The sequence below is a fragment of the Psychrobacter sp. P11F6 genome, from assembly GCF_001435295.1.
Lineage (GTDB): Bacteria > Pseudomonadota > Gammaproteobacteria > Pseudomonadales > Moraxellaceae > Psychrobacter.
Genome location: NZ_CM003594.1, coordinates 1636311 through 1649506, shown reverse-complemented (window position 1 = coordinate 1649506; position 13196 = coordinate 1636311). Strand labels below are relative to the sequence as shown.

9 protein-coding genes are annotated in these 13196 nt (G+C 42.1%); 3 read left to right on the top strand and 6 right to left on the bottom strand.

Annotated features, from left to right (window positions below; genetic code table 11):
• The first annotated feature begins 172 nt into the window (after positions 1–172).
• The 3 genes from AK822_RS06790 to AK822_RS06780 all read left to right on the top strand — a co-directional run bounded on the left by AK822_RS06790 (position 173) and on the right by AK822_RS06780 (position 6957).
• Positions 173–1966: an acyl-CoA dehydrogenase C-terminal domain-containing protein gene (locus AK822_RS06790; protein ID WP_060491047.1), complete on the top strand. Its 1794-nt coding sequence runs from the start codon at positions 173–175 to the stop codon at positions 1964–1966.
• A 320-nt stretch (positions 1967–2286) separates the two neighbouring features.
• Complete coding sequence (locus tag AK822_RS06785; RefSeq protein ID WP_060491046.1) at positions 2287–4071, top strand: acyl-CoA dehydrogenase C-terminal domain-containing protein; 1785 nt, start codon at positions 2287–2289, stop codon at positions 4069–4071.
• A gap of 405 nt (positions 4072–4476) precedes the next feature.
• Complete coding sequence (locus AK822_RS06780) at positions 4477–6957, top strand: site-specific recombinase (protein WP_060491045.1); 2481 nt, start codon at positions 4477–4479, stop codon at positions 6955–6957.
• Positions 6958–7062: 105 nt separating this feature from the next.
• On the opposite strand, the gene AK822_RS06775 is transcribed toward AK822_RS06780, so the two are convergent.
• The 6 genes from AK822_RS06775 to mhpT all read right to left on the bottom strand — a co-directional run bounded on the left by AK822_RS06775 (position 7063) and on the right by mhpT (position 13145).
• The gene (locus tag AK822_RS06775) at positions 7063–7905 is read right to left on the bottom strand and encodes a symmetrical bis(5'-nucleosyl)-tetraphosphatase (RefSeq protein ID WP_060491044.1); all 843 of its coding nucleotides are present in this window, start codon (positions 7903–7905) and stop codon (positions 7063–7065) included.
• Positions 7906–8001: 96 nt separating this feature from the next.
• The gene (gene rsmA, locus AK822_RS06770) at positions 8002–8865 is read right to left on the bottom strand and encodes a 16S rRNA (adenine(1518)-N(6)/adenine(1519)-N(6))-dimethyltransferase RsmA (RefSeq protein WP_060491043.1); all 864 of its coding nucleotides are present in this window, start codon (positions 8863–8865) and stop codon (positions 8002–8004) included.
• 309 nt (positions 8866–9174) lie between these two features.
• Positions 9175–9648: a hypothetical protein gene (locus tag AK822_RS06765; RefSeq protein WP_060491042.1), complete on the bottom strand. Its 474-nt coding sequence runs from the start codon at positions 9646–9648 to the stop codon at positions 9175–9177.
• Positions 9649–9876: 228 nt separating this feature from the next.
• Positions 9877–10644, bottom strand: coding sequence for an AAA family ATPase (locus AK822_RS15260; protein ID WP_060491041.1), 768 nt, complete (start codon positions 10642–10644; stop codon positions 9877–9879).
• Between the two features lie 129 nt (positions 10645–10773).
• On the bottom strand, positions 10774–11772 hold the full coding sequence (locus tag AK822_RS06755; protein WP_228139075.1) for a hypothetical protein: 999 nt from the start codon (positions 11770–11772) through the stop codon (positions 10774–10776).
• Positions 11773–11891: 119 nt separating this feature from the next.
• Positions 11892–13145, bottom strand: coding sequence for a 3-(3-hydroxy-phenyl)propionate transporter MhpT (gene mhpT / locus AK822_RS06750; RefSeq protein ID WP_060491039.1), 1254 nt, complete (start codon positions 13143–13145; stop codon positions 11892–11894).
• Positions 13146–13196: the final 51 nt, after the last annotated feature.

Below are 13196 nucleotides of genomic sequence, written 5' to 3'. Positions count from 1 at the left end.
TTCTTTTCAATACTATTTTATATAGCCGACAACATCGTCAATCTGCATTATTGCCTAGCATTTATTTGGGCTCGTTAGATTAATATGGGCTGGACTTGTGCACTAAATAACAGTGCAGTCATGTGCCTACCCTGGATGATGATTGGTTATATTCTCAAAAGGACAGGAAGTTATGCAATACAAAGCGCCCTTACGTGACATTCAATTCGTGATGCATGAGTTACTCGACAGCGAAAGCCATTATAAAACCCTGCCAGCATTCCAAGAAGCGGATCGCGAGCTAATGGACAGCCTGTTTGAAATGGCGGCAAGCTTTGCTGAAAATGAGCTATCACCATTGAATCAAAGTGGTGACGCTGAAGGCTGCCAGTTTAACAATGGTCAAGTCACCACGCCAAAAGGCTTTAAAGAAGCATACAAAGCGTATTGTGAGCTTGGTTTCCCAGCGTTGTCTGCTGAAGAAGACTTCGGTGGTCAAAACATGCCGTTCTCATTATCAACCGTCATTAATGAAATGGTTGGTACAGCGAACTGGTCATTCTCTATGTACCCTGGTTTATCTCATGGTGCCATTCAAACCATCGAGCATCACGGTACGGACGAGCAAAAACAAACCTACCTAGAAAAAATGGTCAGCGGCGAATGGTCAGGCACCATGTGCTTGACTGAAGCACATGCGGGTTCTGATCTGGGTATTATCCGCACCAAAGCCGAGCCTAAAGAAGATGGCAGCTATAGCATCACTGGTCAAAAAATCTTCATTTCAGCGGGTGAGCATGATTTAACGGACAACATCATTCACATTGTATTGGCTCGTCTACCAGGCGCGCCTGCTGGTACAAAAGGCATCTCACTGTTTATCGTTCCTAAAGTAACGGTCAACGAAGATGGTAGCCTAGGTGAAAACAATAACGTCGTTTGTGGCTCTATCGAACACAAAATGGGTATCAAAGCCTCAGCCACTTGCGTGATGAACTTTGATGGCGCAACGGGTTATCTAATTGGCCCAGAAAACCGTGGTCTACAGTGCATGTTTACCTTTATGAACGTGGCGCGTATTGGTACCGCAGTGCAAGGTTTAACAGCAGCAGAATATGCGTTCCAAGGCTCATTGACTTATGCCAAAGATCGTCTAGCAATGCGTTCATTATCTGGTGTTAAAGCGCCAGAAAAAGTCGCTGACCCTATCATCGTTCATCCAGCGGTTCGTAACATGCTGTTGACTGAAAAAGCCTTTGCTGAAGGTGGTCGTGCTTTAGTCTATTACCTCTCACATTTTGCCGATACCGTCGCAAAAGGCGAAGGCGATGCGCTTAAATTTGCTGATCAAATGTTGTCACTATTGACACCGATCGCTAAAGCATTCTTGACTGAAACTGGTCTAGAAGCGGCTAACCATGGCGTACAGGTTTATGGTGGTCATGGCTTTATCAGCGAATGGGGCATGGAGCAAAACGTTCGTGATACGCGCATTGCTTGCTTATACGAAGGTACCACTGAAATCCAAGCACTCGATCTACTAGGTCGTAAAGTATTGGGCTCACAAGGCAAACTGCTTGCAAACTTCGTCAAAATCATCCAGACATTCTGTGAAGAAAACAAAGAAAATGATAAGATGGGTCAGTTTATTCGCCCACTTGCCAAACACCTTAAAGAATGGGGTGATTTGACTGCACGCATCGGCATGCAAGCCACTGAAAACCCAGATGCGGTTGGTGGCGCTGCGGTTGATTATATGTATTTCAGCGGTTATGTAACGCTAGCCTACTTATGGGCACGCATGGCATTAGTAGCACAAACTGAACTTGCTAACGGTACTAGCGAACAAGCCTTCTACGACGCGAAAGTAAAAACCGCGCAGTTCTACTTTGCTAAGCTATTGCCACGTACCACCACTCACGTACAGCGTATCAGCACTGGTGTTGAACCATACATGAGCATGGACGTTGATCAGTTCGCTTTTTAATTAGACGTTAAATACTGCTAATACTGTATTTTTATCGGCAACATACTCAGGTGTGTTGCCGATTTTCTTAGCGCTATTAAAATTAATAACGAGTAGAGTCAACACTGTCAAAAAACCTAACCTTTTGTAAAAATCTATCTTTATTTTTATAAAGGCTATCCTTTATCAATACTTTTGGTGTACGCACAATTCACGAAGAAACACACCCGTGCGCAAGCTTATTTGCTAAACTTTGATTATTAACCGCTAAGGTTAGACCAAAAGAACAATTGATATCTTTAACAACTTTACTATTATTTATTTGAACCAAAGGAATGTTTATGGCTGTTTATAATGCCCCTCTGAATGACATGCGCTTTATCTTAAATGATGTATTTAACGCGCCTAAATTTTGGCAAAACAACGAAAACTTAGCTCATGTCGATATGGAAACAGTCGATATGATTTTGGAAGAAATGGCAAAACTGTCAAAAAACATTCTCTTGCCAATCAACCGCAGCGGCGATGAAGAAGGCGCAACCTTTGAAGGTAATGGCGTCGTCACGACTCCTACTGGATTTAAAGAAGCGTATAAGCAGTATGCTGAATCAGGCTGGGTTGGCTTAAGCGGTAATTCTGAATACGGTGGTCAAGGTTTCCCAAAAATGGTGACCATGTTGACTGAAGAAATGGTTTTTACCGCCAACCAATCATTCGCTCTCTACCCTAACCTGACCGTTGGTGCAACACTGTGCCTAAACGCGGCTGCCTCTGAAGAGCAAAAGCAAACTTACTTAGAAAAAATGTACAACGGCGAATGGGCTGGCACCATGTGCTTGACAGAGCCACATGCTGGTACCGACTTGGGTATCATCAAAACCAAAGCTATCCCTAATGATGACGGTAGCTATGATATCTCTGGTACCAAAATCTTTATCACTGGCGGCGAGCATGACTTAACCGAAAACATCATTCATTTGGTATTGGCAAAAACCCCTAACGCGCCAGAAGGCTCAAAAGGTATTTCGCTATTTGTCGTACCAAAATTTTTGGTCAATGCAGATGGCAGCTTAGGCGAGCGTAACACTTTAGCAGTCGGCTCTATCGAGCACAAAATGGGCATCAAAGCCTCAGCCACTTGTGTCATGAACTTTGACAGCGCTAAAGGTTGGATGGTTGGTGCCGAAAACACGGGTCTGTCATCAATGTTCATTATGATGAACTATGAGCGTGTCACCATGGGTCTGCAAGGCCTTGGTGGTTCTGAGCTTGCTTACCAAAACGCAGCGCTATACGCCAATGATCGTGGTCAAGGTCGTAGCGATACCCAACTACAAAGCCCAGAAAAGCCAGCGGATGCCATCATTCATCATGCCGATGTACGCCGTATGCTATTAAATGCCAAAGCCAATACTGAAGCCTCACGTTGCTTTGCCATGTATGTGGCTAAAAATCTTGACGAAGAGAAGTTTAGTACCGATCCAGAAGCTGCTCAAGCCGCCGCTGCTCGCGTTGCTCTATTGACGCCAGTTGCTAAAGCGTTCTTGACCGACAAAGCGCTAGAAGCAACTATTGATTGCCAGCAAGTATTTGGCGGTCACGGCTATATCCGCGAATGGGGTATGGAGCAAATCGTTCGTGATACCCGTATTGCGCAGATTTATGAAGGCACCAACGGTATTCAAGCACTTGACTTACTGGGTCGTAAAGTGGCGAAAAATAACGGCAAATACGTCACTCATTTCTTAGGTGAAATTCGTGATTTTGTCAATAACATGCAAGCGGATCATGGCATCAAGCAAGCAACGCTAGATGCAGCTGACACGATTGAAGCATTGACTAACACTGTGCTTAGCAACATTGGCGAGCGTAAAAACGAAGTCAATGGCTGTGCCGTTGACTACATGCATGCCTTTGGTTACCTCGCCTATTCGTATATGTTTGCGTTGATGGTAGAAGCCGCTAACGGTAAAGAAGGTGAGTTTTATACCAATAAAGCCAAGCTTGCCGATTATTTCGTCGGGCGTATTTTGCCACGCATTGATGCTCATGCACAAATGGTTAAAGCTGGTAGTGATCCAATGATGAACTTTGATCTTAGTTACTTTGATGTACCTGCTAGCTAATTTCTTACTTTTATAATAAAGTAGGCAATACCGCACTACGATAAGGGGACAGTCACGCTACTGTCCCTTTTTTTGCCAAAAATATCATCACAGCGATGGTTTCCACAATCGATATAATGAGCGCCACAAAATAACTGCTAACAAAATAATTAACCGCTCAGGCATTGTTACGATTAAAATAACGCAAAGTCACAACATTAAGATTGGTACAAATATCTTTAACGCCTAAACCAATAAGCTCTGAACCAATAACTTCCAAATTAGTGAGCTGTAAATTAGAAACCTAATCATCAATAGTGCTAGATATCGCGACATTGATAGCCAATATAGCCATTCAAAACACTTATATCTTTGCTCATACTCAATAATAACAATGACTGAAATAACCACCACAAGGGATGCAATGTGTCAGAAATAAAACACATTTTACAACAGATTACAGCCTTAAGTGATGTGCCAGATCCTGCGGTACTCAAGCGCTTAATCGATGAGCTACGAGTGAGTGATAAAGAGCCCACGTTAGCCAATCAAAACATTCAAGAGCTGATTGATATTTTACGTCAACATCCAGAATATGCAGATGGACTGTCAAGTTTCGTCTTAAAACTGATTATTGAATATCGCCAAATTGCTTTATATACCGATACCGGCATCATGTCGGATCAGGGCTTTTTTAATAGTCTACGTCGCCTTATCGGACACCGTTTTTTACCGCTACTGCCACAAGAAGATTCTGTCGTAGAATTGGTCGGTTATTTATTTGATAAACGCTCTGACGAGCGCTGGCTTGCCAATATTAAAAAAGACAAATGGGATGAACTGGTTGAGCTACTCAAAGTCGATGAGCAGCATTTAAACTTAGTTGCGACAGCAAAAAACAGTATTTTGAATGCGATTATCATTTTGTCATACCGTATCAGCGGTATTGGCTTGCATCCAGATTTGATGGAATTTTATCCGCAAATGCTGAATTATTCAGCGTCATTTGTGGCACAAAATCAAGAGGCGGTCTTATACGTCAATCAGTACCGAGAAGCGCATGAGCTTGATACTTTAACGGATATCACGCCCGAAAAAGCGGTAGATCCTGCGCCGTTACTGGTCATGATTGAACAATGCGAAGATATCGTTGCCACCATACGCAAGCGCATTTATAAAACGGGAATCTCTATTCGCCTGACCAATATGATGCTGCGTTTAGACCAAAGTTTGCAGCGTATGCGCATCCTAACTGAACTGGTAGCAGATAATTATGATAAGCGTGATCAGGCGCTCATTGAGTTGATTCAAGCACTGATTACCACTGCGAGCCGCCGTTATAGTATTGGATACTTAATTGATAATAATACCAAGCTGCTGTCGCGCAAAGTCACTGAAAATGCCAGCCGTGTGGGTGAACATTATATTAGTACCGATAAATCGGGCTACCAAAAAATGTTCAAGAAAGCCTCTATTGGTGGTTTTATTATTGCTTTTATGGCAACGCTTAAGATATTAGCCTATAACCTAGCCCTTGCACCGATGGGACGCGCCTTTGTAAATAGTATGATTTATGGATTGGGTTTTGTTTTTATCCATATCGTTCATGGTACGGTTGCTACCAAACAGCCTGCTATGACGGCGGCGGCTATTGCCTCTACTATCTCGGACGGTTCTGGTAAAAAGTCACACCAGTTAAATAAACTATCAGAATTGGTGGTCGATATTTTACGTACTCAGTTTGTGGCGATTATGGGTAATATTATGCTAGCGATACCAGTCGCTCTGATTATCTCTTTTGCGTGGTTACAATATACTGGCGCGCCGATGATCAATACCGATAAGGCTGCACACTTACTGCATGATCTTGACCCCTTTCATTCACTGGCACTACCCCATGCGGCAATCGCTGGTGTGTATTTATTTTTATCGGGTCTTATTGCTGGTTACTACGATAACTTGGCGGTCTATAACCAAATCGGTGCCCGTATTCAGCGCCACAAACTACTTCAATACCTACTACCAAAAAGTTGGTTACAGCGTTTAGGCGGTTTTATAGAAGCCAACCTTGGCGCCATTATGGGCAATTTCTTGTTCGGGGTGTTCTTAGGTAGTACTGCAACAATTGGCTATTTATTTGGCCTACCGATTGATATTCGCCACATTGCGTTTGCCTCGGCGAATTTGGCGCATGGACTGTTTAATATATCTGCCAACCAGTGGGATTGGCAGATTGTGTTTATTTCTATTTTAGGCGTTGCCCTTATCGGCATGGTGAACCTCATGGTCAGCTTTTCGCTCGCCTTATTTGTGGCACTGCGCTCTAAAGAAGTCAAATTCATGGAGTGGAGTCGTTTAACCAAGCAGCTTTTCAGCCATATGCTTACCCATCCTTCAGACTTTTTCTGGCCACGTGATAAGCCAATGAAGTATGCTCGTATCGACAGCCAAGGACATATGATTTTTGATGATACCAGCGCTCATAAAGGGGGACAAACTATTCCCAATAATTATGTCGTGCGCCGTTTGTCTGATGTAAAAATCCTACCTAAATCCAAGCAAAAAAGCATGCAAAATGAGCAGGCTATCACAGATATAGATTACGATAACAACATCTCAAATGCTGACACTGACGCTGCGCTAAAAAGTCGGGAAACACACAGCACCACCAATCATATCAGTACCAAAAAAACCATTGAACTCGATGATGGGCTGATAGATGAGGAGCTCAATAGCGTTCCTTATAGTAGTGATATTCAATATGATAAAGCGCATAACGCCTTTACTGAGGGTAATGAGACGACTGCCCATCCTGAAAGCGATAACAGCAACCCTGAAAACAAGGCCACGGGCGATGCTAAAACCTCACTACCTAAACCCAAAAAACCACCAAACCTACCCAGCTAATGGGAAGGTTTTGGTGGTTCAATAAATCGTTTGGATAAGCCAAATAGTTGCGGCGTGCTGCCCTCATCTTAAAAACGGAGATAGAAATGAGCCCATACCCTAATATTATGTTTCTGGCTGTAAGCAGTGCGCACTTGACCTGATAATTTTTCCATCATTCAAGCGATAAGCCAATAGGTCATTACCCCAAACGCAGCCACCGTCAAGTGCACGCGCATACGGTAAGTCTACCTCACCTTTCAGCGCTGCCCAATGCCCAAATAATACCTTGCGAGTCCGCGGTACTTGCCATTCAAACCAAGGCAAAAACCCCTCTGGCATAGACGCTTCTAACCCTGCTGCAAAGCTAAATTCTAACGTGCCGTCTTGTTTGCACAGCCGCATACGAGTGAAATAATTGGCAATTGCACGCATTTTGGTAAAGCCGCTAATATCTGGATGCCAGTCATCAGCAGTCTTACTATATAAATTCGGCAATAAACGATCCAGCTGTTTTAAACTACTTTGCAATTGTGACTCTAACTGCTGCGCGTAATTTGCGGCCGCCTCAACCGTCCAATGCGGTGGAATGCCAGCATGAACCAAGACCGTCTGCTCATCAGGAAAAGCCAATACTGGCTGATGACGTAACCATTCAAGCAGTTCATCGCAATCATCGGCAGCAAAAATAGGCGCTGTCTGATCCTTTTTTTTAATCTTTGCCGCACCGCGCCAGACAGCGATCAAATTGATATCATGATTGCCGAGTACTGTCGCGGCTGCCCCTTGCTCGCAAAGTGCTTTGACATGACGCAAGGTATTTAACGAGTCTTCACCACGTGCCACCAAGTCCCCTGCAAACCATAGCTTGTCTTGTGCAGGATCAAAATCCAATATTTCAAGTAAATGAAGGTACGCCGCATAGCAACCTTGCAGGTCACCGATGACATACTGATGGCGAAATCTCATAGATCCTCAGTGTTTTTACGTGATAGTTTTATGTGAAAGTTTTATGTCGTCATTTCCATACAAATGTCTTTGACGACCAATCAGCAGTAACTCGATTTAAACCTCTACTTTACGCGCTTGATTACTCAAATTCACAAAATCCTTCACACTTAAGACTTCAGGACGTGCTTGTGGGTCGATGCTACACGCTGCAAAATCTTCTTCGCTCAATGTCGGTAGCAACGTTGATTTTTTAAAGATAGCACGTAGCGTCTTACGACGATGGTTAAAGGTTTCACGTACCACTAGCGCGAAATACTCTTCGTCCTCTGCGACGACTGGCTTAATGATATGCGGCGTCAAACGAAAAACCGCACTGGTTACTTTTGGTGGCGGATTAAAAGCACCACGTGGTACGGTCAGTAGATAATCGGTATGGCAGTGATACTGCATAATGACAGATAGGCGACCATAAGTTTTGCTACCAACGTCAGCTGTGATACGCTCAACCACTTCTTTTTGCAGCATAAAGTGCATGTCTTGAATCACATCGGCATAACTGAGCAAGTGAAATAAGATAGGCGTAGAAATATTATACGGCAGATTACCAACCACACGGAGCTTGCCCCGCTCATCGCTATACAGCTCGCGATAGTCGACATGCATGGCATTGTCTTTGATGATCGTAAAGTTTGGATGGCTGTTGGCACCGATACGAATACGCAGACTGTCTGCCAAATCGCGATCCAGCTCGACCACAGTCATCGCATCTACTTCTGCCAATAATGGCTCAGTCAGTGCGCCCATCCCTGGCCCAATCTCAATCAAATTGTCATCGCGCTCTAAGCGAATGCTCTCAACAATCTCACGGATGACACTGCGATCATGTAAGAAGTTTTGACCAAAGCGCTTACGCGGTTGGTGTTTGGCAGCGCGTAGGCTGTTGGTAATAGACTGAGCATCAAACGAAATTTTGGACATAAAAAAGTCTTAATGGATAAAAGATAAATGGGCTATAGCACTATGGCAGCAATATACTGGTTTTATAGGCGCTTTTTGTAATACGAAATTATACCACAGCTCGTAAATTTGCTGTATTTTTGAGACATTTTATCGGTAAACTGCTCATACCTTAGCGCAATCGACACAGCGTTTTTTCTTGCCCTCAAACCATTTACCATAATCACCGTTATGGGAATAAGATAAAAGTTATTAATGTGAAAGGTCAGCTTAATCTTTAGATTAAGGTAGGATTGACTCGCGGTTTTTATTGAAAAATATTCTCAGTAGCTATAGTAGAGCATTATGAGTCCAACCCTCTGCTACAATTTCCTTAACTGCTTGGTCGTAATGCTCTGGTAGTTTTCGATTGATAATGTAAGGCGACTCCATAAAATCTTCTGAAGTTAAGCCACCTTTTAAACTATTAATCATTCTCTGATACGGTGCACGAACTTCAGGCCATGACAACTCATCCCCCAATACTCGACCAGTGTAGCTCATCATATAACTTTGCAATGCGAAAGGCTTCTCTATTTTACCTTGTACAGCTAAACGATATATAGGCTCAAATGCTTCTATGACAGGTTTAATCCTTCGTGTCTCTACCTCTATGCAACGTAATATATCCTTTTCAGCCCAATCAGGGCGATGAATAGAAGCTACTCTTACTATCTTTTCTCTTGATTTCCAATTTATAAGCGCCTTTTTAAATTCAATCGCAGCTTGCACTATTTCTGGTTTATTCATATTAAATGCTTTCATGTTATTTCACCTTTATGATGTTATAGAAATAAGCATGGTTCCCTAGTGAGGACTTGAACACTTGGCTGTGTACCAACAATATCAATAGTTTAAGTTATTTAGGTAGTCGTGGTGTACTTGGTAATGTACATGCAGTGAGCCTTTGTATCGTTATTTTCATTTACAATAAGGGCTGTGAGATTTCTTAGACAGCTATTTGACTTATATTATTGTTCGTATTTCTCATCATCATATTATAGTGTGAAATATGACCTGTCTTTTCGAACACAGCCTCAAAATTCTATTATATTCGTCTATAGATGCAAATTGCCCATCAATAAATAGATCATCTGGAATACAATGAGATCCGTCATTGACCCAACATATAAGGGATTTACAAATTAATTGCTCATTCGAACATGTAAACTTACTTAGAATATCCTCATCTCTCATACTTCCAAGAATTTTGAAATAATTCTCAATTATTCGTCGCATAGAGTTCTGAATAGCTATTGGAGAACCCATATTTTCTTGTAACTCTCGCCATAACATTTCATAAGAGCTGTATATCGGATTCTTATTTTGATAATTAGTAATACTTGTCTTATTCCCTAATTTTCTCAATTTCCAGAAATTAACTGTATTCTCCGACTGTGCTTGACCGTTAACAAAGGATATTTCTTTATGGAAGTAAATGTTATGAGTCAATATTATTAATTGTTTAAATTGATGATTATCATCATTTTTTACGTTTTTTATTACGTCTTTAACCAAGCTACTAACAACAAAAAGGATATTACTATCTAAGCTCGATATTGGATCATCAATTACAATAACTCGATCGGTATTTATTGAACTTTCAGTTCGTCCTCCTTTGCATAGATGATAAAAATAAAGAAAAGTTATAAATGTTACTTCACCTTCACTTAAAGTATCTTTGGCAAGAGTCCCGTCACCCCTATGCAGTTGATACCTGTTTTGCTCAAAAGGTTGACCCCTGCCGTCAAATCCGTACAATGAAACTTGGGAGATTTCGATTACGCAGCTTGATGGTAGAATTCAACCCACATCTGTCTTAGTATCTTACAACCCAAACCCTTTTAAATTCTAATATTGTCATAATCTAACTGAATATAATGATATTATTCAGAATGTATATTTCGCCATTACCTCAACTTCCTGACCCGCTTGCCTCCACGGAAGGGTCGTGTCACTGCGGTCTCGCCATTCAACCCCAAGATCAAGATTTGGTAAATAGGTGTAGATAAGGTTGATACTCTTGATATCGATAGAGGTATCTGAACTATCATTGACGTTAACTTCGCCATAACGCATGTTGCCACGAATTTTTGGCGTCAACTTATGTTGATAGCCCACACTAAAACCAGTTTGGGAAACCAATTCACCATCTTCTGCATCACAATTCACACTAACTGGCGTTAGTGTACCTGTCGTACACACGCCAGAATACACTCCCATACCCTTACCTGTATAGACACTGCCATGTAGCGAACCCTCGCCCAGCTTGAGCTTGCCTGCCAATGAAACACCTAAACCCAGATCCGAATCCAAATCACTACCAACGTCCGTTCCCGCCTCACGAGCTGTGACTGCCAACGTATAGCCCAGATTGGAGAGATCATCGCTATAGCTTATAACCATATCAGGGAGATCCGTATCTTCATACACGGGGTCTTGAGCAGTCAGACGTAGCCCATTCTTAGCATAATGTAACGTCAAGTCTGGACGAGCATACATACCGCTACCAGCAATGGTGCCAAAACCGGTACCCCAAAAGTCAAATTGTTCAGTCAAACGTGGGGCGACTGCAAAAAACTGCCCGCTCCAAGTCTTACCAACAGTCACATTATCTACCTGCATATAAGCGTGACGCAGTCGCAAATTTGAACCGCCTGATGCATAGTCTCCGTAGAAATCCCCTTCAATAAAACCCTTTATTTTTTTATCATCTACTAGCGTCGTAGTGGTGAAGTTAATTCGAGACTCACGAGCATTGCCTTTGAAATTAGAATCCCCTTTATCTGGCGAGGCAAATATGCCTTCTGCTTTAACATAACCACCAACACTGAAGGTGGTAACGCCACTTTTGACCAGCTCTATCGCTTGTGCCTGTGTACATAGCATACAAGCAGCTATGGCCAAAGATATATTTTTGAGTCTATACATGATTGTTCTATTCCCTATGATTCTATCGATAAAGTCCGTTTTATAAAATTAATTAACACCGAATATCCCTCATGGATCTAACCCTTTGAAAGCGCAAGTTGATCTGATTTTTCACGCCGAGCGATGTTATTTGCTAGCAGTATTGCAGCGACACCAGCAATGATGATTACTGGGATACTACTTCCAATCACAAATGAAGAGTTCGAGTTATAAGAGAAAATAACACCCGCTAATAAAGGCCCTACGAATGAACCAACACGTCCCATAGCAACGGCTACACCAACTCCTGTACCGCGCATTTTCTTACTATAAGCTCTAGCCGCTAAAGCATATAAAGCTGACTGGCCACCTGTTATGAAAAATCCTGAAAGACCTGAGGCTAATATAAGTGCAGTTAGGGATTTTGAGAAAGTTAAGGCAGAAAGTCCAACCAAAATACCGATATAAATCATAATGACAACGGATCTTAATTTGATATTAGATAATAACCAACCCAAAATCAGGACACCACAAACTCCACCCACTTGGTAGGCGACTTGGATGTTGCTCGCGCTTTTTAGACTCAAGCCATTGTTCTGCATCAGAACAGGTAACCAATTTAGGATAAAATACAAAACAATTAGGGTACCTAAGAAACTTAGCCAAATTTGAATAGTGGTTGCTGTACGACCTTCACCGAATAAAATAAATTTAAAATCAGTGTTCTCTGTAACGGCATCTTGACTAACTTCTTTTTTAGTATATGTTTCTTTCAAGAAAATAAAGAGAAGTGGCACAATAGCAATAGGTGTCAGTCCACCTAAGTAAAAAATATTTTTCCACTCTCCAATACCATTGAATCCTCCTGCAAGTAATGCAGTAATAGCAGCACCAAAGGGTACGCCTGCATACATCACGCTAACTGCAGTCGCACTCCAACGTTCAGGTACAGATTCTGATGACATAGCAATCATCAAAGGTAGCGCACTGCCCATACCGATACCTGTTAGAAAACGTACTATTACCAATGAACTAAAGTCAATGGTAAATGCCGTCATAAGCGACATGATGCCGAATAGCGCCACGCTAAAGATTAGTATCTTTTTACGACCAATTTTATCTGAGAGACGTCCAGCAACGATTGCTCCTGGAAACATCCCCAAAGTTGCAGCACTAAAAATCCAACCTAGCTGCCCTTTACTCAAATTAAATTCTGCTTGAATAGATGATGCCACCACACCAATGGATTGAATATCAAATCCTTCTAGAATTGCGATACAAAAACACATGAATAATGTCATATACATTACTGCAGGTTTTTTCGGCACAGCATTAGGCACAGAGATTGTCATAGACTCTTCCTTGAGTTCAAAATAAATATGAAAGTTAAAGTGATAAGTGGG

Excerpts from the sequence above, each read along its gene's own strand:
- AK822_RS06790 (WP_060491047.1), top strand. The coding sequence starts at position 173 with ATGCAATACAAAGCGCCCTTACGTGACATTCAATTCGTGATGCATGAG.
- AK822_RS06785 (WP_060491046.1), top strand. The coding sequence starts at position 2,287 with ATGGCTGTTTATAATGCCCCTCTGAATGACATGCGCTTTATCTTAAAT.
- AK822_RS06775 (WP_060491044.1), bottom strand. The coding sequence starts at position 7,905 with ATGAGATTTCGCCATCAGTATGTCATCGGTGACCTGCAAGGTTGCTAT.
- rsmA (WP_060491043.1), bottom strand. The coding sequence starts at position 8,865 with ATGTCCAAAATTTCGTTTGATGCTCAGTCTATTACCAACAGCCTACGC.
- AK822_RS06765 (WP_060491042.1), bottom strand. The coding sequence starts at position 9,648 with ATGAAAGCATTTAATATGAATAAACCAGAAATAGTGCAAGCTGCGATT.
- AK822_RS06755 (WP_228139075.1), bottom strand. The coding sequence starts at position 11,772 with ATGCTATGTACACAGGCACAAGCGATAGAGCTGGTCAAAAGTGGCGTT.
- mhpT (WP_060491039.1), bottom strand. The coding sequence starts at position 13,145 with ATGACAATCTCTGTGCCTAATGCTGTGCCGAAAAAACCTGCAGTAATG.